This window comes from Clostridium ljungdahlii (assembly GCF_001636845.1).
GTDB classification, from domain to species: domain Bacteria; phylum Bacillota; class Clostridia; order Clostridiales; family Clostridiaceae; genus Clostridium_B; species Clostridium_B ljungdahlii_A.
The window spans coordinates 1-24,749 of record NZ_LITT01000002.1 but is presented as its reverse complement, the minus strand read 5'-3'; the positions used below and the strand labels follow the sequence as shown (position 1 = coordinate 24,749).

At 31.6% G+C, this 24,749-nt stretch carries 19 protein-coding genes and 1 riboswitch; of the genes, 1 reads left to right on the top strand and 18 read right to left on the bottom strand.

From position 1 onward, the window contains the following. Positions 1 to 28 precede the first annotated feature (28 nt). The 12 genes from WY13_RS00815 to WY13_RS20255 all read right to left on the bottom strand — a co-directional run bounded on the left by WY13_RS00815 (position 29) and on the right by WY13_RS20255 (position 16,762). Positions 29 to 793: a DUF4430 domain-containing protein gene (locus tag WY13_RS00815; RefSeq protein ID WP_082848335.1), complete on the bottom strand. Its 765-nt coding sequence runs from the start codon at positions 791 to 793 to the stop codon at positions 29 to 31. Between the two features lie 22 nt (positions 794 to 815). Further along, positions 816 to 1,505 (bottom strand): ECF transporter S component, encoded by a 690-nt coding sequence (locus WY13_RS00810; RefSeq protein ID WP_063553824.1) that lies wholly within the window; start codon positions 1,503 to 1,505, stop codon positions 816 to 818. Next, on the bottom strand, positions 1,502 to 3,130 hold the full coding sequence (locus WY13_RS00805) for an ABC transporter ATP-binding protein (RefSeq protein WP_063553823.1): 1,629 nt from the start codon (positions 3,128 to 3,130) through the stop codon (positions 1,502 to 1,504). Before WY13_RS00805 ends, WY13_RS00810 begins: the two co-directional genes overlap by 4 nt. Then, positions 3,111 to 4,049, bottom strand: a complete 939-nt coding sequence (locus WY13_RS00800; RefSeq protein ID WP_063553822.1) for an energy-coupling factor transporter transmembrane component T — start codon at positions 4,047 to 4,049, stop codon at positions 3,111 to 3,113. Before WY13_RS00800 ends, WY13_RS00805 begins: the two co-directional genes overlap by 20 nt. Before the next feature lie 62 nt (positions 4,050 to 4,111). Next, positions 4,112 to 7,009 carry a cell wall-binding repeat-containing protein gene (locus WY13_RS00795; protein WP_063553821.1) on the bottom strand — a complete coding sequence of 966 codons (2,898 nt, stop codon included), beginning with the start codon at positions 7,007 to 7,009 and terminating at the stop codon, positions 4,112 to 4,114. A gap of 99 nt (positions 7,010 to 7,108) precedes the next feature. Continuing rightward, complete coding sequence (locus WY13_RS21610; RefSeq protein WP_063553820.1) at positions 7,109 to 10,135, bottom strand: Ig-like domain-containing protein; 3,027 nt, start codon at positions 10,133 to 10,135, stop codon at positions 7,109 to 7,111. A 41-nt stretch (positions 10,136 to 10,176) separates the two neighbouring features. After that, positions 10,177 to 12,141, bottom strand: coding sequence for a cell wall-binding repeat-containing protein (locus WY13_RS00785; RefSeq protein WP_063553819.1), 1,965 nt, complete (start codon positions 12,139 to 12,141; stop codon positions 10,177 to 10,179). A 235-nt stretch (positions 12,142 to 12,376) separates the two neighbouring features. Further along, positions 12,377 to 12,560, bottom strand: a riboswitch (cobalamin riboswitch). Between the two features lie 234 nt (positions 12,561 to 12,794). After that, the gene (locus tag WY13_RS21605) at positions 12,795 to 14,048 is read right to left on the bottom strand and encodes a transposase (RefSeq protein ID WP_063553818.1); all 1,254 of its coding nucleotides are present in this window, start codon (positions 14,046 to 14,048) and stop codon (positions 12,795 to 12,797) included. A gap of 272 nt (positions 14,049 to 14,320) precedes the next feature. Then, a complete protein-coding gene (locus tag WY13_RS00775; protein ID WP_063553817.1) occupies positions 14,321 to 14,494 on the bottom strand; it encodes an aspartyl-phosphate phosphatase Spo0E family protein in 174 nt (57 codons plus the stop codon). 148 nt (positions 14,495 to 14,642) lie between these two features. Further along, positions 14,643 to 15,194, bottom strand: a complete 552-nt coding sequence (locus WY13_RS00770; protein ID WP_063553816.1) for an accessory gene regulator B family protein — start codon at positions 15,192 to 15,194, stop codon at positions 14,643 to 14,645. 4 nt (positions 15,195 to 15,198) lie between these two features. Next, positions 15,199 to 16,518 (bottom strand): sensor histidine kinase, encoded by a 1,320-nt coding sequence (locus WY13_RS00765; protein ID WP_063553815.1) that lies wholly within the window; start codon positions 16,516 to 16,518, stop codon positions 15,199 to 15,201. Positions 16,519 to 16,618: 100 nt separating this feature from the next. Further along, a complete protein-coding gene (locus WY13_RS20255; protein WP_082848333.1) occupies positions 16,619 to 16,762 on the bottom strand; it encodes an AgrD family cyclic lactone autoinducer peptide in 144 nt (47 codons plus the stop codon). A gap of 325 nt (positions 16,763 to 17,087) precedes the next feature. Here WY13_RS20255 and WY13_RS00760 point away from each other — a divergent pair, with 325 nt between their 5' ends. After that, positions 17,088 to 17,789: a hypothetical protein gene (locus WY13_RS00760; protein ID WP_063553814.1), complete on the top strand. Its 702-nt coding sequence runs from the start codon at positions 17,088 to 17,090 to the stop codon at positions 17,787 to 17,789. A gap of 75 nt (positions 17,790 to 17,864) precedes the next feature. Here the strand turns inward: WY13_RS00760 and WY13_RS21600 are convergent, their stop codons facing one another. The 6 genes from WY13_RS21600 to WY13_RS00735 all read right to left on the bottom strand — a co-directional run bounded on the left by WY13_RS21600 (position 17,865) and on the right by WY13_RS00735 (position 24,536). Continuing rightward, positions 17,865 to 19,025, bottom strand: a complete 1,161-nt coding sequence (locus tag WY13_RS21600) for a putative bifunctional diguanylate cyclase/phosphodiesterase (RefSeq protein ID WP_242866294.1) — start codon at positions 19,023 to 19,025, stop codon at positions 17,865 to 17,867. Positions 19,026 to 19,054: 29 nt separating this feature from the next. Further along, positions 19,055 to 19,771 carry a PocR ligand-binding domain-containing protein gene (locus tag WY13_RS21595; RefSeq protein ID WP_242866293.1) on the bottom strand — a complete coding sequence of 239 codons (717 nt, stop codon included), beginning with the start codon at positions 19,769 to 19,771 and terminating at the stop codon, positions 19,055 to 19,057. Positions 19,772 to 19,913: 142 nt separating this feature from the next. Continuing rightward, positions 19,914 to 21,092, bottom strand: a complete 1,179-nt coding sequence (rpsA, locus tag WY13_RS00750; protein ID WP_063553813.1) for a 30S ribosomal protein S1 — start codon at positions 21,090 to 21,092, stop codon at positions 19,914 to 19,916. A gap of 124 nt (positions 21,093 to 21,216) precedes the next feature. Beyond that, a complete protein-coding gene (locus WY13_RS00745; RefSeq protein WP_063553812.1) occupies positions 21,217 to 22,176 on the bottom strand; it encodes a P1 family peptidase in 960 nt (319 codons plus the stop codon). 84 nt (positions 22,177 to 22,260) lie between these two features. After that, complete coding sequence (locus tag WY13_RS00740; RefSeq protein ID WP_063553922.1) at positions 22,261 to 22,851, bottom strand: ECF transporter S component; 591 nt, start codon at positions 22,849 to 22,851, stop codon at positions 22,261 to 22,263. Between the two features lie 167 nt (positions 22,852 to 23,018). Continuing rightward, entirely contained in the window at positions 23,019 to 24,536 is a 1,518-nt protein-coding gene (locus WY13_RS00735; RefSeq protein WP_063553811.1) for a hypothetical protein, read from the bottom strand. Positions 24,537 to 24,749 lie beyond the last annotated feature (213 nt).

Sequence of the window (24,749 nt, the reverse complement as noted above, 5' to 3'; positions counted from 1 at the left end):
TTTTCATTCCCTTCTCTTTTATTTTATTTTAAAAACTGCTCTTCCCCCAGTCACCTTCGTAACCATCATGAATTCCATCAGCAAGGTACCTCCAAACTATTACATCACCACTGTGCCATGTCCACTGTCCACTGCCTATATTAGGTTTGTGAAATACGTTGTCTCCATTTTTTCTGATATAATAACACCATCCTGAAAGTTTTCCAGCTTTTTTCTCTTCAAGTCCATCTATAGCTGCAAAATAAAGTGTAGAAACAGAACCTGTGCATCTATAATTTATCTTAGCATCATCCAAAATTCTTTCCGTTATATAGCCTACTGTTTCACCCTCCATGCTTTTGTCCACATCTTTTGAAACAACCATTTTATTGCCGTGGACCGTATCAATAACCTGAAAAGTACACTTACTCTCTGGATCTGTAGAAGTAACCTTTACACTTCCTTTTGAGGTAACAGTAGAAGGATTACTTGATTTTGATCCATTTTTAGATTCAGTATTTGATGGATAATCTAAAGAAGACTTACTACTTGCAGAAGAAGATCCACCAGAACCAGAAGATTTACTAACATTTTCAGAAGGCTTTGAAGTAGAATCATTTTTATTTTCTGCAGCATTACCTGCAGTATTTTTATGGCTGGATTTGCTTTGAGAATTTTCAGCACTCATCTGCTTATTTGTCAGCGTATTAGCATACATTTTTTCAGCTTTTAAGCCAAAAGTAAACATAATTGCAAATATAACAAAAGCAGCAATTGCTATAACATACTTCTTTTTGTTCTTCTTAATATTCATAAATACACATTACCTCCTTTATTTATTGCCTAATATAACTTATAATGAGTTTTCGCTTATACCGCTTGAATACAGGTAAAAAGCTATCATAAAATATAATTGAAAATATAAATGAACTTCCTCCATGTAAAACATCAAAAGTAAGCCCCGATACATATCCTCCTATAAATGTCCAGAAATTTAAAGGTTTTACAAATCCAATTATATATTGAAGATCCATAATCCAATCAAACATAAAACCAAATAAGAAACATACTACTGAAAAATTAAAGGCTGATACTTTTTTTCCTTTTTTACCCCAAAAACCTGCTATAATTCCCACAAGTCCCCAACAAAACATCTGCCATGGTGTCCAAGGACCCTGTCCAAAGAATATATTGGATAAAAAAGCTGTAGTACTTCCAACTAGAAATCCCTCATAAGGTCCAAACACAAATCCAGTCAAAGCAACTAAAAAAGTTACAGGTTTTACATTTGGAATAGGTGCAAAAGCTATTCTGCCAACAGTCGCAAAAGCACTCAACGTAGCTATAATTGCTATTTCTTTTGTTCCCGCATTACTTTTTTCAAAATAAAAATAACTCATGAATAGAATTGCAAAAACACCAACCATACACATAACTGAAACTCCAGTTTGAAAATCACTCTTTACTGTAAGGGCCATTAATACTATAATTATGGCAGCTGTAATTGCAATTATTAATTTTTTCATACCTCACACCTTCCAAGCGCTTCTTCCAATGTAAATATACTGTCTTCCCTATCTCTAAGCAGTTTATTCATGGAAGTAGTATAAAATATTCCATCTCCTAATACCTGTTTTTTATCCCCGTCTGCTACTATGGCACCGTTAAACATAATCATGTACCTCTTACAAAAATTACTGGCAAAATCAGTATCATGGGTTATAAGCACAATAGATGTGCCTTTTTTATTTAATCTTTCCAGTAATTTGCCTAACTTATATTTAAGTCCACTTTCCAGTCCCCTAGTAGGTTCATCAAGTAAGATTATATCCGGCTGCAAAACAAGTATAGTAGCAATTGCTACCCTTTGACGCTGTCCACCACTTAAATCTCTTGGATTTTTTTCTCTCAAGCCATATATTTCAAGTTCTTTTAAAATATTTTCTATAACCTTCTCATCATATATACCATAGTTATCCATAGTAAATTTTACTTCTTCATATACACTTTCCTTAGACAAATAGTCATTAGGATTTTGAGATACATATCCTATATGCTTTGCTATTTGACGTATATTCATCTTAGATGTGTCTTTCCCATAAAGTTTTATTATTCCTTCGTAATTCTTAAGCCCCATAACACATTTTAAAAGAGTACTTTTCCCTGCACCATTAGCCCCCATTATGCTTATAAATTCACCTTTTTTTACATTAAAATTTAAATTATTCAAAACTTTTTTTGAGCCATATTTACAACCCATTTTCTTTACAGAAAGTACCTCGGCTTCATCATTTTCCTGAAAAACACTTTTATCCTTTTCTTTTAATTTTAAAGAGCTGCTTAAAATCTTAACCCTGGCATCTTTAAAATCCTGGGGCATAGTATTAAAATCCAATTTTTTAAAAAATTTTAGATAATCTGGCATAAACATATATTGTCTTTCATTGCAATTATCATAAAAATCCTTTTTATCTTTAAACAATTCTAAAGTTCCATCGTTCATAATTGCTATGGAGTCAACAGTATCAAACCATCTGTTTACTCTCTGCTCAATAACTATAACCGTTATTCCAAGCTCTTGATTTATTTTCTTTACTAGATTTAACATTTCCTCTGCTGATGAAGGGTCAAGCTGGGAGGTAGGCTCATCTAATATTATGCAGCTTGGCATATATACAAGGGCAGAAGCCACTGCTACCTTTTGTTTTTCTCCTCCTGAGAGAGAAGTTACATCCCTTTCTGCCAGATGAAGTATACCCGAAAACTGAAGAGCTTCATAAACTCTCCTTTTTATCACTCCTTCATCCGCTCCTATATTTTCAAGTCCAAAAGCTATTTCTCTGTGTACTTTGTTCATAACAAGCTGCTTTTCTGGATCTTGAAAAACCATAGTTATTTTTTTTGCCCTTTCTTTATGGCTCATTTTGTTTACCAATTCACCATCTATTTTTATTTCTCCACCTATAGTACCTCCATAAAAATTAGGTACTGTTCCTACTATAGCCCTTGCAAGTGTAGATTTCCCAGAGCCTGATCTACCTGCTATGAGAAGAAAATCATTTTTCTCTAGAGACAAATTTATGCCTTTTAGCGACCTATGTTTCTCAAGGGGATAAGTGAAATTTAAATTGCTAATCTCTATATACGACATATTCCTTCTCCTCACTATTAAAAATTATGGTTAAAGTAATTACTACTATAAATGCAATCATTATGGCTATACCAATATTAAAAAAATTAACAGCAGTCACACCATCATATATGTTAAACTCCACCCATTTCTTAAACTGTGCAACAACATAAAATATCATGAGAGCTACACTTAAAACTATAACTTCCCAGTCCTTATTTTTAAATTTTTGTCTATCATAAACGCTCCTGCTGCCACTTAAAAATCCCCTTACATAGGCAGATTCACCTATGCTAAAAGAACCTTCCATAGAATCCTCTAGTAGGACAGACATTACGGGAATATAGCTGTGCGCTTTTTCCTTTGCTTTTTTCTTGTTAAATATAACTCCCCTTATTTCATATATTTCTTTTAAATTCTTAAATCTGTCCTTCATAGTCGGAATAAGTTTAAAACTTATCATAAGCATTAGAGTGGATTTTGGCATTATAGATGAAAAATAGGAAACTGCTTTATCCGTATCAATCATGATTTCAAGTATTAAAAAAAGGTATATGACAGCTAAAAATTTAAAACACATAACTACTGCATAAATTACAGCTTCTAATGTAAAACGCTTGTGAAAAAGATAAAAAAGGGTAGTGCTTCCTGAACTTACAAAAAGCATATTTATAACTATTATCAAAATAGCAATTGGAATAAAATAATAGAATCCGGTTTTAAACTTTTGTTTTTCCTTTGAAAATATTATCATTCCTATAATAAATATGTACACAGATCCAAGTATTACTGGATTGTCATTAGAAAATATTATAATCATCATAGACATAAATACCAGTGATGCAGTAAGAACATGATACTGTTTAAAATCAATAAAATGTCTAACCTTTTCCTTATTCCGTGATTTTGGCAAAGATACTGCTTTTACTCCTTCACTCATTATATTAATTCTCACTTCCTTAAAACTAACTGGAGAATGACTTAATAAAAGTAAGCCATTCTCTAAAATTTATATAGAGATCCTCCTTTACTCTTAAAAAGATTATATGCTGCCACAGCTTCCAATCCCTGTTCTGTAGACATACCATTCAATGAAGTATCTGTATGTCCAAAACCTTTGTTGTCACTTGTGGCAAAACTCAATAGTGAATCCATTGGGTTTTTACCATTTCTTACAAATCTGCTGTCTGTAGTTGGATCTATACCATTTGCACACAGACCTATTATAACTTGAGCTGAACTCTCACTATTTTCAATGCCACAGGATACAAATCCACCGTCATCTTTTTGTATTTTGGAAAGTGTATTAACTGCCACATCAACAGCTGATTTTACATCTGAATTAGTGCTGTAATATGGAGCTAGTGCAGAAATTGCCATACCAGTCATGTCAGGATCTGCTGAATCACCAGCATAACTCCACCCGCCGTCTTTGGTTTTATTATTTAATATGACTTTAATTAAAGCATCTCTAGTCCATTTTGCATTATCCGGTACCTTGAAATTTTTTGAGTCAAGGGCTATAAGTCCAAACACATAGGCATTTATCCCCTGGCTGTCCATATCACTGTTGCACATTTTTTCTATAAGGTTCTGACCTGATATATTTGTAGGGTCTCCTCCAGCTGCAAGTACTGCAAGAGTAGTTCTTTCATACTCCGTAGGCCGTCCTAAATCCAGTACTCCTCCTTTTGTATTGCTTGTTATTCTGTCCTGTAATTTTGATAAATAATCTTTCGGTACCTGATTGCCTGTTTTATTTAATCCAAGGGCAATCCAGTCATCACAATTATCACTTGTAATGATTGAACTTATCCCATTTATAAGATTATTTATAGATGATGTATAATCTTTTGTCTGGGAGTTTTTTACCGTTATAGTGCAAGCTGCTGTTTTATTTTCATCTTCCGTAGCTGCTGTTATAGTTGCTGTTCCTTCTTTTATTCCTGTTACCAGTCCTTTTCCATCTACTGCTGCTATAGTCTTGTCACTGCTTGACCAATTTACATTTTTATCAGTAGCATTATCTGGTTGTACTAATGCCTTTAACTGGAGTGTACCTCCTACTGCCACAGTCCCTGTTTTATCTAAAGTTATTCCTGTTACAGAAATAGAAGATGGAATATTTCCATTTGATTTAACAGTAACCTTGCAAGAATCAGATTGTGGTGTATAATTACGAAACCCTTTTGTATTATCTATTGAACTTGCAGTTATTGTCGCTGTACCTGAATTTATGGCTGTTACTTTACCATTGCTGTCTACTGTAGCTACAGTTTTATCACTGCTTTCCCATGTTACATTTTTATCAGTAGCATTAGAAGGGCTAACGGTAGCTGTAAGGCTTTCAGTTTGATTTGCATTTAAAGTTAAATCAGTTTTGTTAAGAGTAATTGAATCTACATCTCTAAATTGAGTCTCATCCCAAGCTCCAACAACATAAATCCAGTGTATTTTCTCATTATCATTGTTAATGTATTCCACCCCACAGCCATGATTTGGGAAAGTGCCATCCACACTGTATTTCCATCCACTCTGATTTGTCTGTCCATTTCCTCTTGGCCTATCAAATTCCGTTTCTCCATCTATACTTGATATATATACACTTGCACCCGTAGTACTACCACCAGTTCCCTTATTTACAAATTTTATTCCCTTACTATCAAGAGTGCTTTTTAGCAAGTCATAAACTGACTCTCCTTTGGAAGCCTCCAAATTTGTTTCATTGATTATATTCCCTTTATAACCATCAATTACAAGCGACACATGTAATTGATCTGAAGTAGGGTTTGTTGGTGTTATTGGATTTGTTGGTGTTGTTGGTGCTGTTGGATTTCCTATACCACTGTCAGGAGTTTTGCCATTAAACAAATCTTCAATTCCATTTAAAATTGTATTAGGTACCACTAATGTTCCACCTAAAGCTGTAAGAACAGTATCTTTAGACATATTAGACTTTATAAAATTTGCAGTGTCGGTAGATATTGTATTATAAACAAGTACAACAGGAGCAGATTTTTCTGCTGCAAGAGCTGAACCTGAAAGAGCATCTGCAAATTCATTTCCACTTGTTCCATTTCCCTCAGCTATATACACATTGCTAAAATCAAAATCAGATTTAAAATTTTGAAGTACAGCTAAATTTGTTTCAAATCTATTACTTCCTCCAATTCTCTGCACATTTGAGAGAGAATTTGTTATATTATCAGATATAGAATTTGTTCCACCTATTACATAACTTTTGTTCACGTTTACTTTTTTTATATAATTTTTAACTACATCAGGAAGACTATCCTTTTGTGATAAAAGTATTGGCATTCCTTTTTTTGAAGCTATAGGTGCTATAGAAAGACTGTCTGCATAGCCGTTTCCAGATGCAATTACAATACTATTTACACTATTTCCTAAACTTTCAGCTATTTTCACAGAAGTTTCATATCTTGTTGCACCTTCGAGCCTCTCTACATCATTTATACCAATATTTTTTAGTTCAGATTCCACATTATCAGATAATGAAGCTTTACCTCCAATTACAAAAGCTTTACTTGCCTTAAGTCTTTTTAATTCACTTACAGTCTCATCACTTAATCCATCTTGCTTTGAAAGTATTATAGGTGCATTATATTTTTTAGCAAGTGGTCCTGCACAAAGGGCATCTGCATATCCATAACCCTGGGCTATAACTACAGTACTTGAACCATTTTTCCAACCACTTTGACTTATTTTCAGTGAAGTTTCAATTCTATCATTTCCATAAATCCTGTCTTTATTTATATTTACACTTTGCTGCGCAGATACTTCATTTGTACTTGCTTCTGCATGTACACTGCCACTAAAACCAGACATCCCAATGCCTACTATAAACAAAAACATAATAATCTTAGTTATAATTTTTTTCATAGTATCCCCCCTAAGAACCTATAAGTTTTAATTGTTTAAAACTGCTTAAAGAATGGCTGAGTAAGAGAAGCCATCCTTTAAAACATATTTTAAATTTATTTATTTTGATTGGACGGGTATATCTATACTATCAGAAATAATATTCATACTTTCTAAACTGTCCCAAATAAATGCTTTCAATTTGTATGCTCCTTCTTCTGGAAGTTTCATCATAGTTGTTAAGATGGATGAATCACCATTTTTTATTGTTTGTCTTCCACATACATAATTGATAAATTTACCACCTTCATCATATAATGCTACTATTAATGACGCATCCTGGTCTTTACCTGAATTATTTTCAGTTTTTACAGATATCTTTGCATCATCACCTAATTTAAATGAATCTTCTGTTGTCAAATTAGTTATTACCAATGGCTGAACTATTGTAACTGCACACTGTGCCGTTATAGTTTTATTATATTTACCTGAGGCCGTTATAGTTGCCGTTCCTGTCTTTACTGCCATTACCTTTCCATTGCTGTCTACCGCCGCTATTGTTGGGTCACTACTTGACCAATTCACCGTTTCTGTAGCTGTTATAGGAGATACATTTGCTCGAATAGTTTGTATATCACCTACATTTAAGCCCATTTTTGTATTGTCCAAACTAATTTTGTCTATGTCTCTAAACATAGTTTTTCCAAAATCGCTTGTGAAAAATAATCCTATTTTATCTCCCTTTTTAACTTTATAATCTTTCATTCCTACACTTGGTTGTATGCCATTAACATCATACATCCATCCGCTAATCGCTCCTCTATCACGCTCTGACTCATTACCTATCATAGAAAAGTATCCATTATCGTCGGTATATTCTATTTTTTTATCATCTAATACCTGCTTTACAACTTGTTCTACTGTTTTTCCATCTTCTACTTCAATAGATTTAGCATCTAATATACTTCCCTTATAGCCTGTAACACTTAAATCTACCTGAACAGCTTGCTTTTTATCTGATACTGTAACTGTGCACTGTGCTTTTGCATCTTTATTGTCTTCAGATACTGCTGTTATAGTTGCTGTTCCTGCCTTTACTGCTGTTATTTTTCCATTTTCATCTACTGCTACTATAGTTTTATCACTGTTTGACCAATCTACCTTCGTGTTAGTGGCATCTTTTGGTGTTATCGTTGGTGTAAGCTGCAATGTATCTCCTGTTGTCAAGTTTGCACTTGTTTTGTCAAGACTTACTCCTGTTACCTTTACTGTCTGTGGCTGTTGTGAATTTACTATAACTGTACATTGAGCTGTTTTAGCCACATATTTTTTTTGATTGAAATCTGTTCTATCATTGTCCACTGATGCTGCTGTTATTGTTGCTGTCCCTGCTTTTACTGCTGTTACAGTTCCATTTTTATCTACTGCTGCCACTGTAGGGTCACTGCTTTTCCAGGTTACATCTTTATCTGTAGCATTATCTGGATCAATTGTAGCTGTAAGCTTCTCTGTACCATTTACATTTAAGTTCAAACTTTGTTTATCTAAGCTAATTGAATCTACATCTCTAAACTGGAATTCATCCCAGGCACCTTCTACATATATCCAGTGCACTTTATCTCCATCTTTAAGGTTAACACTTCCACAGCCTACATTAGGGAATACCCCATTTACGCTGTATTTCCAGCCACTTTGTGCTCCTCTATCTTTTTCCGTTTCACCTGCTATATCAGATATATATGGTGAGAAATCACCATCAGGATTTTTATAAGTTATTCCTTTGGCTGCAAGTTCATTTTTAAACATACTGTAAACTGTTTGTCCTTCTGCAGCTTCTATATTTTCATCAGTTAACATATTTCCCTTATATCCATCAATAATCATTGATACGTGTATAGTTTTGTCAGGTACGGTTTTGGCAATAATTGTTATAGCACAAACTGCTGTTTTCTGTCCATCTTCTGTAGTTGCTGTTATAGTTGCTGTTCCTGCCTTTACTGCTGTTACCTTTCCATTTCCATCTACTGCTGCTATAGTTTTATCACTGCTTGACCAATCTACCTTCGTGTTAGTGGCATCTTTTGGTGTTATCGTTGGTGTAAGCTGCAATGAATCCCCTTCTGTAAGATTTGCACTTGTTTTATCCAGGCTTATTCCAGTTACCTTAGTATCTGAAGTATTTGCTGCAAAATTCTTATATACTGATCCTTTGCTTTCTTTAAAAAGATTGTATGCAGCTAGTGCTCTAAATCCCTGTTCTGTTGCCATACCATTAACTGATTTATTATCTGTATATCCAAATCCACTATTGTCACTTACTGTATAGCTCAATAATGCATCTAAAGGGTTTTTGCCATTCTTCGTAAATCTACTATCTGTAGTTGGATCTACGTTACTATCACATAATCCTATTATTACCATAGCTACACTGTTTGCATTTTCGTCGCCCCCGCCATCTTTAGGGCTCCATGATGCAAATCCACCATCATTCTTCTCAATATTTGCAAGTATTTCAACTGCTCCATCCACAGCTGATTTTACATTTGCGTTAGTGCCATAATATGGAGCTAAAGCTGAAAGTGCCATTCCTGTCATATCAGGATCTGCTGAACCACCACTATAACTCCAGCCACCATCTGTAGTCCTATTATCTAATATTCCCTGAATCAAACTATCCCTAGTCCATTTTGAGCCATCAGGTATATTAAATTTCCCCGCATCAAGAGCTATAAGTGCAAATACATAGGCATTTATGCCTTGATCTTTGATGCCCTCATTGTTATATATTTTTTCTATTAAATTCATTCCAGCAAAGTTTGTTGGATCTCCACCAGCTGCAAGTATTCCCAAAGAAGTTCTCTCATAATCTGTAGGTAAAGATAAGGAATCTGAACCACTTTTTATATTACTTTCAAGATTTGTTAAATAACTTCCCGGTACTTCTTTTCCTGCCTTATTTAAATCCAAAGTCTGCCAATCACCCATGTTTTGTGTAATAGATGGACTCATTGAATTTATAAGACTATTTATTTGAGATGAATATCCAGTTCCATCTGCAAATACTTGAACTGTACCAGTTCCTAATAAGCCAATCATCATTACAAATGTCATAATAAATGACATCAGATTAACTTTAAAATTCTTCATATACTCTCTCCTTTCATACATCATAATTGGTAATAACCCTATTACTTAATTTCAAATTCATTTATATCAACTACCTCAGTACTTGAAGATTTGATAAAGCCATGATATTTTCCGGACTTAAGAGCAGTTTTAACCTGTAAGTTACCATTTTCAGATTGATTTATGTAACTCAAGTTCCCCTGGCTATCATATAAAGTTAAGGCAATTTTATCGTTATCATTTTTACTAGCTGCACTTATATCTATATCATCTGAAGTATTTTCAATTATATTTAAGTTAATTCCATCCTTATTTACATTTACGATGTTTTTTACAGTTGTTTGTGTTATTTTTTTGTTTCCATCAACAGCGCAACCTTCTAGCACCTTTAGTGCAGCTACAGTAGATGTGTCATCATTTATATTTAAAGTAAAGCTTTCAGAAGCATTTATTGCTGATACATTGGCTCCTGTTAAATTTATGGCAGCTTTATTTTTTACATTAACATTTTCAAATCCACCTGTAAGTGTTATTTGTGGATTTGAAGTTGAATCCACAACAACTTGTCCAAAAGTTGATTTAGCATCATCTGGAGCCACTAGTGTTGAACTACTTGCTATTTGTGTATCTACTATTTGAGTTCCACTGCTTATCTCAACCTTTACGCTGTTACTGCTATTAACCAGGAGTGAATCAGACTTCACGTTATTCAAATAAATACTGTGATCTGCCCCAGATTTTACTACTATATTACCAGCTGTAACATTCGTTATAGTGCTAACTCCACTTGCACCTGGATCTATTGTAAGTGTGCCATCAATTTTTACATTTTGAAGAGAAACTTTATCTGCTGATATATTTACATTTCCTGTTATTTCGTTCTTATTTCCAGAAGTATTTCCATCATAAGTTTGATTTGCTGAATTTAAACTTAAATCACCTGATGGCTGAACTGGAGTATATCCTCCACTAGATCCTCCTGAAGGACCCCCTGAGATATTAGTGTTTTTCCCACTATTTGCTTGGTTATATGCAGTTATAATATTATCTATAGCATCATCTGGAACTACTTTAGTTCCTCCTAATGCCGTAAATACTGTCTTATTAGAAATATTAGACTTTATAAAATCCTCCACATTTGAGTTTAAGCTGTTATACATAAGTACTAAAGGAGCTGATTTCTGTGCTGCAAGAGCTGACCCTGAAAGAGCATCTGCAAATTCATTTCCATTAGGTCCATCTCCTTCAGCTATATACACATTGCTAAAGTCAAGATCAGACTTGAAATTTTCAAGTACAGCTAAGTTTGTTTCAAATCTAGTACTTCCTCCAATTCTCTGTGCATTTGGAAGAGAATTTTTTATATTATCTGATATAACACTTTCTCCACCTATTACATAACTTTTGTTTGCATTTACTTTTTTTATGTATTCAGTGTCTACATCAGGAAGGCTGTCCTTTTCTGATAAAAGTATTGGCATTCCTTTTTTAGATGCTATAGGTGCTATAGAAAGACTATCTGCATAACCACTGCCAGATGCAACTACAATACTATCTACACTTCCTAGACTTTCAGCTATTTTAACAGAAGTTTCATATCTTGTTGCACCTCCAAGCCTTTCCACATCATTTATACCAATATTCTTCAGCTCAGATTCCACACCATCAGATAGTGAGGCCTTACCTCCAATTACAAAAGCTTTACTTGCCTTAAGCCTTTTTAACTCATTTATAGTCTCATCACTTAATCCATCTTGCTTGGAAAGTATTATAGGTGCATTGTATTTTTTAGCAAGTGATCCTGCACAAAGGGCATCAGCATAACCATAACCCTGAGCTATAACTACAGTACTTGAGCCATCTTTCCAGCCATCTTGGCTTATTTTTAATGAAGTTTCAATTCTGTCATTTCCATAAATTCTATTTTTGCTTACATTTGTATCTGCATTCACCTGATTTCCAAAAGCAGATAATGCAATACCTATCATAAATAAAAATGTAGTACATTTACTTATAACTTTTTGCATATTATCCCTCCTTCAAATTAATGTAATATTTCTAGAATTGCCTATATATTATTGAAATTTAGAATATTCTTTTTATAGTATCTTGATGTAATTAAAAAACGCCTCCCTTTTTAGGAGACGAAAATACAACGAAATAAATAAAAAGGACCCCTGAGGGTCCTCTTATTTCAAATGTAACTGTTTACTTACGTCGTAAACGTACATTTTTACATGCAACATATCTTCCCCTCCGAAAGAATTAACAACATATCAGGCAGGCTTCCTGGCTCAGAGTCATCTTACTTCCCTGTCTTCCCAGATATAAATCCAGTGACATAATTAGGGTTTCATCCTCCATACAGTAACGGTGGGCTGCAGTGTTTCTTGCACTTTTCCTTTTAACTGTCATATTTGACAGCACCTAATACTAAATATTAAATTTTCATTACTTTTATATTAAGTGTAGTACATATTTTTTGAAAAGTCAACATTATCTTCATAAATACAGAGATTTAGCACCTAAATTCCAGTAAAAATTTTATTTTTACTGGAATTGTATCTTTTTACACTTATTTTAAGTAATGGTAAGTTTTTAGACCGATAGGTCGTAAAAATATGTACAATTCCCTTAACCCAAGAAATCTTAAAAATTAATTTCCAGTTTTACTTTCAACTTAGGTCTTTATAAATAGTGGATTATACCAATCATCTTCTATAGTAAATCTTTCATCTTTTATATCTTCAATAACATCTATTTGAAGCATATTCTTCTCTCTAAAACCTCTTAAACATCTAAAAAAGTATAACTGCATTAGATTGAATGCTATTATTATAAACATTAAAACTGTCTCCACGCCCGTAGGGCTATGAAGAAAACAGTGGTCTAAATGCCATTCCGTTTTCAGTTGGTGAAAGACATTATTCTCAATGTCCCATCTTTTATGCATTATCTTCCACAAGGTTTCTACTGATGTAAATTTATCTGTTGTTATGATCCACCCTTCTTTAATTTCTATTTTATCTCCAGTATGAATTTCTTCTATAAATTTTATAAATCTTACTTCTATATCTGAATTGGACATTTGGAAATTATCATCATCCCAAGCTTTAATATTTCTATAAGCATTTATGTTTTTCTTTACAGTCCAACATTTATCTGCCTCACGACATTTAAATAGGGCTAACGCATCTTTTACAATATTAAGTCTGTGATCTTTTACTCTAACTACTACATCCATTCCTATGGAAAGGACTTCCTTTACCCATGTGGACTTACAATATAAAGCATCAGCTACAATAATATCTGCAAAGTGATGATATTCCTTATATAGTTTTTTAATTAGTCGTTTACCACTTGTAATTTCGCCTTCATCTTTATTAGAGCTATCCTTTTTAGGTTCAAGCATTTCCTGACCTAAGACAACATGTGGATCAGAACCAACCATTGCACAAACTACTGACCTGTGGAAATAATGAGTTATACCATTTTTATCAATCCTTGTAAGACAGTTTTTACAAGATTTTTTAATGCTATCAAATAATTCTACACCATCTATGGCGGCTACTTTTAAACCGTCTATAGTTCCATTTCTAAATACTTTATTCTTCATAGTAGTTTTTATTATGTGTTTGTTCATGTTTTTTAAGCCATCAAGATCAAAATCACTCAAGCAACGTCTAACGGCGTCAATGCGCAGCATTTTAGTATTTTTAGGTAATACCTTTTTAAATTTATTCTTTTTAATCCAATGTTCTAATCTATTGAAACTTCTTATTTGAAGCATGAATCCAAATAATACTACGAAAGCTATTGTTGAAACTTTTACTGGAGATCTTACCATTTTATCTTTCAAGGTATTGATTTTTTCACCTATATCATATACCCTGTTAATATAAGTGAGAAACTGTTTTAAATAACTTTTACTCATTTTATCAGCATCCTTTTATTTTTAGTTTTCAGCAAAACCATTATAAAAAGGATGCTTTTATTATGCAAATTTTACTCATATAATTTCCAGTAAAAATCGGAATCTATTAATTCTACTATAAATATTCATAAGGCTTTATAATACAAAGGACTATCGTCCTAAAAATTTTTTAAGTGCTAAACTTCTGGTTTTAATAATTCATTCTCCTTTATTATTTCTCTAGTATGTCAACTTTTATATGTATAAGACAGACATTTTGTCTCTCTCTTTTGTTAATTGCCTGTTTTGTTTTTAATTATTTTATTGTATTCATTTAAAATTGAATCCAACATTTGACTTGCAACAATTACTTCTGGATCAAGCAAATTTTTCTTTTGCTCAATTAAATTTTCTAGTTCTTTTCTTAATTCAGCTATTTTTTGAAATATTCCTTCAATTTCATCCATATTATTCCCTCCTCTCTCAAATTAGTATAGAAAGGAAGGAAATTCTTATAAATATTAGTTTATTGGAAATACTACCATAGTATTGATTAATTGTATTTAAATACAAAAATAAGAACTGGTAAATACCAGTTCTAAACAAAATTATCAATTATTTAAATTTACCAGCAATCATAAATACTGCTGCACTAGTAATAGATATTACTGCAGTATTTAAAAATTTATGTGGTAAAAAATAGCATAATATAATTAAAAAGGACGTAATTATTATAGAAGTATATTTAAGCTTCATTTTACGTTCTTTACTTTTTATTCTTTTATTAATATTATCTACAGGAGAAAAAATACAAATAAGTACAAACGAAATAGCCTCCAGCATCAACAATATGTACGTATTAAATGAAACATATTTTCCAACAATTATTATAGATAAAAATGCAATAAAACTAATGAAAAAACATCCCCAATAGGTTTTTGCATGATACCCTCCTGAGAATATCCTAATTGGGCAAAAAAATATGAGAATAACTATATAATACTGCTGCAATGAGAACAACCAAAATATAATAAAATATGGAATAATCTTTGTTATCTCATCAAAAATACAAAGCAATCCATATTCCATCTTTTTTAGTTCCAAATCAGAAAATTCAGGATTTGTTTCAGAAATTTTTTTTACTATAGCTCCTATAAGTTCATCCATTTATCTATCCTTCTATCTTAAATCTTATTGTAAATTTAGTAATTTCAGGATTACTTTCCACATATATACTTCCATCGTTTTTTTCAACTAGCTGTTTAATAATATATAGTCCAAAACCATGATCACTTTTTTTGCTGGTTTTCGTAGAGAAGCCTTTATCAAAAATCTTTTTTTTCGTATTTTCTGAAATAACATCTCCATTGTCAGCTACTTCAATGCAAAAATCCTCATGCTCTCTGAAGGTACTGACAGCTATCTCTTTATAATCTGTATATGATTTAGATTGGAAGGCCTCAAAAGCATTGTCTACTAGATTACTTATAATGCTTATCAACTCATCCTGCCTAATTTTTATCAAGTCAAAAGGTTCATCGATCATCACTTCAAAATCTATATTATTTTTCATAGCATAGTTATTTTTGATAGACAATATTCCATCTATGTAATCATTTCCTGTATCCAAGTACTTAAAAGAAGAATGCACGGTATCTGAAATTTTTAACACATAATCGTTTATTCTTTCAACAGTGTTAGGCTTATTTAACATGCATAGTCCTTGTATGACATTTATATGATTGGCAAAATCATGTTTTTCCTGCCTTATTATACTAATTATTTCCTCCATGTTTTTAATTTGGCTTTCTTGAACTTTATACTTAGCATTTATGTCTACGAGAGTTTCTTTCTCTTTTAAGTTCTTGAACTTCAAAATCAGAAATATGAAGTATACGGTGAAAATTAATATATTATAGGTTTGTATATTTTTTATATCAAGAATACTTAAATTAACACTATATACAAATAAAGTAACTGTTCCAATTTCAATTATTAAATTTGAAAAAATACGACCTTCTTTTTCAAATAATTTGAGCTTTGTAAAATAGAAATTAAATTTCAAAAGTATAACTACAACGGTTATTTGTAGAATTTTAGAGAATGACAAAAATATCCACACATGTTGAGGTTTTAGAAAAACTTGATTTATATTTACGTTAAATATAAACATTTCGATAATTTCAACAAAAGTTTCAGTAGCCAAAATTACTGTAACAAATAAACAATACACGACCGTTGAATCATATATTTTTATTTTTATAATGCAGGATAATAGTAAAATATTAACTGCTGAAAGAAAAAGTGTATGATAAACATTTGGAATATAAAATGTACTCCAACAAGTTACAGAAATATATGCTATAGAAAATAAAGTGATTCTAATTTTATTGTTCATCATAAATCTTTTTTCATTATAAAGTGCTTCAAAGACACCCAAAAAAAGTAAAGCTTCGATTTCATCTAATATTATTTCTTTTACCACATTCATATGCCATCTCCTCTATTTATGTCCTTCTAATAAATATTGAAGTTAAAAATTAATATCATGTTAAAATTTTAACCCCAATATTTATAAATATTCTACTTCATTATTTTAAAAGATCTTCAGAACACTTTGGTTGATGTCCCATGCCCAATGAAGTAGGAGTTATAACTATTGCTGCCAAAAATAGAGATAATGAACCTACTGCCTTCATTGTCTTACTTAATAAAGATTTTTTCAAATTTTTCATTTTATACTACACTCCTTAATAAAAATTTTGTAATTATATAGCCCATTTTATATATTCTACAATATATTGTTTTTTCCTTCCTCAACTTATAAAAAAGTAACATTTATATAAAAAATCATTTTTTTGCATAAATATTACTTAAAACATATCTAAAAAACTTTGCAATTAGCAGATTTCTAATTACACAAATAACCCTTCTTTACATTCTTATTAATTTTGTAGTATTATAGACACGCAAATCTTTAAACTAGAGAACAAATAAAAAATTCTAATAAAATAACTGAACATATTTTAGATAAATACACTAAATAAGGAGGATTTTAATATGATAAGATACAGCTTAGTAACACAAAAAAATCCCAGAGAGATTGTTTTACTTAAAGCCTCTCCTTGCATATGGGGACACTGCAGTTTTTGTGATTACATAGATGACAACAGCACAGACACTAATTCAAATATAATTTTTAATGAGAACATTCTCAAAAAAGTTACAGGAAAATATAAAACTCTAGAGATCATAAATTCAGGAAGCTGCTTTGAATTACCCATTGAAACACTGGAATACATTAAATCCGTAGTAGTTTCAAAAGGCATAAAAAAGTTATTTTTTGAAAGCCACTGGCTTTACAAAGACAGGCTTCATGAAATGGAAAATTTTTTTAAAGTACCTATAATATTCAAATGTGGTATCGAAACCTTTGACGATAATTTTAGAAATAAGGTATTACGTAAAGGTGCTGTTTTTTCCGGTCCAGCTGAAGTTGCCAAATATTTTAAATCCATATGTCTTTTAGTTGGCATAAAAGGACAGACTACTGAAATGATAAAAAAAGATATAGAGTACCTGATTAAATATTTTCAATACGGATGCGTAAATATATTTACACAAAATTCAACAAACATAAAAAGAGATGAAAAATTAATAAATTGGTTTAAAAAAAATTATTCCTTTTTAGATGGAGAAAAAAATATAGAAGTGCTTTGGAATAATACTGATTTTGGTGTTGGAACTATTTGTGACAGTTAAAAATCTACGTTAAATCATTAACTTACCAGAAGGTAAGCCAGCTTTAATGTAATAAATACAAATGTATTTATTACATTAAAGCTGTTTTTTTAAAAAATCTTTTATATCTTCTGAAGGCATTGGTTTTCCAAAATAATATCCTTGAATTTTATTACATTTTTTACCTTTTAAAGATTTAATCTGATCCTCTTCTTCAACACCTTCTGCTACTACTTCCAATTTCATTCTATGAGCAAGTTTTATTATCTCTTCCGTTATAATACCTTCATAATAATCACTGCATATACCATCTATAAAAGTTTTGTCAATCTTAAGTGTATTTATTGGAATACTTTTTAAATAGTTCAAAGAAGAATACCCACTTCCAAAATCATCTAATGCCACTTTTACTCCCATGTTTTTAAGTTCATTTATGACCTTTAAGTTACCTTCAAGAGATTCCATCATCACACTTTCAGTTATTTCTATTTCCAAGTATTCTGGTTTTAATTCGGTTTCCTCCAGAACTTTCTTTACCGTATATACAAAATTATCATCTTTAAGTTGTATTGGTGATACATTTATAGATATAAAATCATAAGAATATCCATTATCCTTCCACATTTTATTTTGAGAACAAGCAGTTTTCAAAACCCATTCTCCTATAGGTATTATAAGTCCTGTTTCCTCTGCTAAATTTATAAATTCTAAAGGCATAACCCATCCTAGCTTAGGACTATTCCATCTAATTAAGGCTTCAAACCCTACTACTTTTGTATTTTCCATATCCACTTGAGGTTGATAGTATAGAATAAATTCATTATTTTTTATTGCCTTTCTCAGTTCTTTTTCCATCTCAACTTTTTTCAAAATTTCATTGTACATGGATTTTTCAAACAATTTATAAGAATTTTTACCTAGCAATTTAGTTCTATTTAACGCTATATCTGCATTTCTAAGTAAAGTGGCAACTTCTTCTCCGTCTCTAGGATATACAGTTATTCCCACAGTAACCGATATTAAGGTTTCCGTTCCATCTATATTCCAAAGTCCACTTATGGTATTTATCATACACTGAGCTATGCTTTCCAACTGCTGTTTATTATCATATCCATTTTTTAAAATTAAAAACTCACTTCCGCCCATCCTTGCAACCATACCCAAATGCAATTGGCTTAAAACCTCTCCTGTTTTTCTTAACAGTTTATCTCCATACTCATATCCAAAGATATCGTTTATATTTTTAAAATTATCCAAGTCTATTTGGAATATAGAAAAATTATCCTCTAATTTTTTTCTATTCTCTTTTCAACTTCCTTTTTGAAAAGATTCCAATTAGGTAAGTTAGTTAATTGATCATAATAGGCTAATTTTTTTATCCCATAATATTTAGATCTAAGCTGCCGTTCTGATGCACATAATCGTTCATATATACCAAAAAGTTCTACATAACTTTGATTTAGCTTTTTATTTGTATCCAAATCCGTGATAAATCCATTTTCCGTCTTTTGTGCTAATATCAACCCATAATGAAAAAACTGGGTAATTTTTTCAATGTACCTTTCCGAAATAACAGGTGTATTTTTTATTAGAAGCTTATATTTTCCTTCATCATAGTTAGGTTCTTCAAATTTAACTTTAAAACAATCTTTATCAGACTTTTCAAGAAAGACAGGGTTTAAAAAAATCGTGCCAATATGATCTTCATTTATGGTAATTGGTATACCTATGTAAACTAAATTACCATATCCTTCGAAAACTCCTATTTTCCTTTCGTTTCTAATTTGATTTAATATATATTCTTCTTTTTTGTTATCACCTAATTTATCAAATATATGTATGTATTTTTGTGAATTTATATTAAGTACTTCTCCACTTATATCTTTTACATAACAGGCTATTGAAGTTATAGAATAAAATCTTTCCATTAAATTTTTAAGTTCGGATATATTTATCATATCAGCTAATACAAAGGCCATATGGGCACCAACTTTCATTCTCATTTATTTACAGAAATTATAAAGTGTATTTTACTATTTAAATTGTTACTATCATAATCATATTGCAAAGCTTTACTTGAAAGTGTTAATAAATTTGCATATTGTCTTTAAATTATATAATCATTTCATGATTTTGAAAATACTTTTATTCAAATTTTATGTTTTTTAATTTATCTTTTAGTAAATCTCCAAGGGTAACTCCACTTTCATCCTCATCTAAATACTGTTTAAAATTATCTTTAGGATTATCCACTGCATCTTTTATACTAAGGGATATTCTGCTGTCTTTTGTATTTATATCCAATATTCTTACTTTTACTCTATCACCTACTTTTAATACATCAGATGGTTTTGCAATATGTTCTTCAGATATTTCTGAAATATGGACAAGTCCTTCTACTCCTGTTTCAATTTCTACAAATGCACCTATATTTATAATCTTGCTTACAGTTCCATCTATTATATCATTTACGTTATACTTCTCATCCATATTATCCCATGGATTTTTTTTTGTATCCTTTAAGGAAAGTGATATTCTATTTTTATCTTTATCTGCGTTCAGCACATATGCCTCTACACAATCCCCAACAGACACTACTTCAGAAGGATTTTTTATTCTTCTCCAAGAAAGTTCTGAAATATGTGCAAGTCCTTCTACACCACCTAAATCAATAAAAGCTCCAAATCCAGTTAGCCTGCTTACTACTCCTTTCACCTTATCTCCTTTAGATATGCTGCTCCAAAGTTTTTCTTTTTTCTTTTCAACCTCTAGTTTTTCTACTTCTTTTCTAGATAACACAATTCTTGATTTACTTTTATCCAGTTCTATTATCTTCACCAGAAGAGTTTTTCCTAAAAATTCGTTTAAATCGCTAACATATTTAACTGAAAGTTGTGAAGCCGGTATAAATGCTCTAAGGCCATATAAATTGGCGATTACTCCACCTTTTACCACTTGTTTTACATCTATTTCAAATGCTTTGTCATCCTTTAACAACTTAGTAAGCCTGTCCCAGGATATCTCCCTATCTGCTTTAATTTTTGACAACAGTACATTTCCATCTTCATCATTTGTTTTAATTACATAAACGTATACCTCATCCCCAACTTTTAGGACTTCATCCATATTTGCATTTTCATCTTTACATACTTCACTTTTAGGTAATATTCCATCAACTATGTAGCCAATATTTATCGTAGCCTGTTCATCGGTTACAGAAATTACTTTACCTTTTACTACTTCTCCATTTCTCACATTTTTCATAGATGAATCAATTTGATCCATAACTTCATTCATTGAATTTAATTCATTATCATTATCCATTAAATTCCATCTCCCATTCTGTTATAGTTATAGTTTAATTTTTACTTAAAATCACTATACCATTTTAATAATTATATTTTATCACAAATGCTATATAAAGTTACATTTACCTAGCTAAACATACTTAAAGGTCTTTATAACTTTTATACTGTAAAATTGAATCTGCACTTTTTACAGCTCTTACAATAGCTTTTTCCATAACTTCAGCAGCTAAAAATCCAACTACACTTAAATCAGCTTCTATTTTTCCACATGATGCAGCAAAAATAGTATCTCCATCAAACATAGAGTGGGCAGGTCTTATTGCTCTTCCATAGCCATTATGTGCCATTGAAGCAATTTTATTCATTTGTGTTTTTGTAAAATTTCCATTGGTTACCACAGCCCCAATGGTAGTATTTCCACTAAATAAATTTTTCTTTTCAGCATATCTTTCAAGCATTACTTTTTCAGTGCCTGCAAAAGATTTTCCATCCCTATTTAAGGCTCCTGCAATTATACGCTGGCTCTTGCTATCTATTACATCCCCAAGACAATTAACTGCAACTACAGCTCCTACCTTAAGCTCTCCAACCTGAATTGCAAAACTTCCAAGTCCACCCTTCATAGCATGTTCATTTCCAAGTATCTTTCCTACAGTTGCACCTGCTCCAGCACCCACATTTCCATTTTCACATAGATTTAATTCTGAATTTTTACAGGCTTCATATCCCATAGCTTTATCTGGTCTTACTCTAAAATCTCCTATATTCAAATCAAATAAAACAGCTCCACAAACTATAGGCACTTTTGTAACTGATACATCAAAACCAATACTATTTTCTTCTAAGTACTGCATTACTCCTCCTGCTGCATCAAGCCCAAAAGCACTTCCTCCTGCAAGTACTACAGCATGAATTTTGTCTACTAAGTTTACGGGATTTAAAAGATCGGTTTCCCTTGTACCTGGAGAACCTCCCCTTACATCAACTCCAGCAGCTGCTCCTTCTTCAAACACAAGTACAGTACAACCTGTAGGTCCATTTAATTTTTGAGAATTTCCTATTCTCATTCCCTCTATGCTATTAAATGTTATTTCCTTCATTTTTTTCCTCCTATATCAAAACCCTAAGCTAAAAGCTTAGGGTTTATTTCTATATTATCAATTTAAGATAAAACATAATTGCATCTATTTGTGTTTTATCTTAGTAACTGCAGTAACTACAGATATTGTAATAAGTATACATAAAATCATTTCAGGTATACCATGTGTAACACCTATAGCCATAATTCCCTTTTGGGCAGCACTTGAACTTATATTCAAAGCCTTTGCATAAGATCCAAGATATATAATGTATATCATTCCTAAAACCCCAATAGTATTCATCAATGAACCTACTGCTGAAGCTATTCCTATAGGAATAATTTTTTTCTTCATACTCAAGCACCTGTATACATAATAAGGTATTATACCTATGAGTACTCTAGGTATAACTGATACCAGTGGATTCATAAATACAAAAGAAACTGGTGTAGGTGCAGTTATAGACTGAATCATACTAAATATGCCGAAAATAAGCCCTACTGAGGCACCAACTATAGGTCCTTCTAAAATAGAACCTATTATAACAGGTACATGCATTATAGTGGCTTTCACCGGTGGAATAGGTATAAAACCCAGTCCTGTAATTCCAAGTACAATAGAAATACCAGACAGCATTCCAATTAAAGTAATCTGCCTAATTCCAAACTTTGAATGACTTTTTATTTGTCTTTCCATAATTTTTCCCGTTGTTGTTCTTAGGCATTTGAAAAAAAATGCCTTATGTAGATACAACACGGACCCTCCTTTATAAAATTTAGTTCAGTTTTATTTTAATAAATACTGACGATTTAATTCTATCATGTTTAACCAAAAGTTCAATATATAAATTATAAATATAGAATTTAATCTCGTTTTATTGGAAAGCCATCTTTAAAACATTCCTTAGGATACAGTAAATTTATTACCTTTTCCTTACTGCATTTTCCATCTTTCATAAATACGTCAGGTATTCCTTTCAAATAAACCCGTACATTTTCTTTAGGAAATATATCACATACATTTTTTATACATTCTACAACAGAATTATTTTTAGATTTCCTTATGTACTCGTCTATTTTTCCTCCCTTTAGCCAATCAGGCCCTTTATATTTCTCATCATAGTTTATAACAGTACATTTTAATTTTTCTTTATCATTTCCCGATATAGATGACATAAAAAAAGTTTTAACCATAATATCATCTATAGGCAAACTATATCCTGCAAAAATTATATGTTTTGCATTCTTTATAAGAAGTCCCATCTCGGTTTTTAACTCTTCTAAAGCAGGTATATTCTTTTTTTTAGAAAGACTCTGTATTATAAGTGTCATATCATAGGGATAGGTTATCTGTCCACAATAAGGACATTCTATTGCTCCTCTTTTATTTAACTTTTCCTTAGGTGTCCTATACTTCCAATTTTTTTGTAGAGGTTTTAAAATAGATGGTCCAAAAATTTCTGAAGATAATCTATCCCATTTTTCTGCAAAGGTTACTATAGATTTCCCACATTCAGGGCAAATCCTTGATCCAAACATTCCATGAGGAAATAATACTTTACCTATTCTCATTGTTCTAGAAGGATAGCTATAATCATTTATGACCTTGCACTGGGATTCATTAGTAGTATACCGTATTTCGCATTCATTTCCGTCTAATCCAGCAGAAGCTATTTGAGTTCCAAAATCATCATATAGCTGAAGCTTTAATCCATTTTCTAGATAGGTAGGATCCCTATTCTCTTCTTTGTGCACATTAAATATGTTCCAAAGTATTACAGGATCCCAATTAAAAGATATTATAGCATAGGAATAAAGGTAAAACCTCCTTGTATCCATTTTATATCCTCTGCTTTCAAATGTTTTTGCCTCCTCTACCATAAGCTCGGAAAGAATTTTTCCAAATTGATAATAAGGTTTCATTTTTTCTTCATCCATATATCCCGGTACCTTTTGTATACTCAATCTTTCTAATTCTTCAATAAGAAGTATAAGACATCTTTTAGCTGCCTGTACTCTCTCAACTCTTAAAAATTTCCTTTTTCCATCACAAAATGCATTAAAGCCCATGTTATTATCAATAAGCTGATCCAGCATAGTAAATAATTCATGCATATTAAACTTAGTATTTGTACTTATTATAGTTTCAAGAGCCTTAAAGTCATAAATTTTTGACAATTTAGAATCCTTAACCAGATCTTCTGTTACTAATTTTTTAAAAGCACTTGCTAGTTTTTGGTCTTTACCTTCTAAAAAAGAAAAGTCATTTTTACTGATTTTTAAGACCAATTGTATTAACTCACTTGTAGGGTGAAGTCCCAAATTTTTAGTAGCACCAGCTCCCCATAATACTACCGTTTCAGGCCAATACTTTTCAGGCATAAACCCATCTCCCTCCTTTTAATTCAATTTTAATTAATTACTATTTTTCAAATATATATATTATACCACCGCAAAACCTTTCATATAAGTCAAGTACCACCAGCTAAGCTGGTGGCTTGATTAAGCCCTATAAGGGCATGGTACTGGCAAGCGCTACTCGCGCCCTGAATAGACCGCCAATCGCAAAACATTTCCAGCAACCACCCTTGGTGG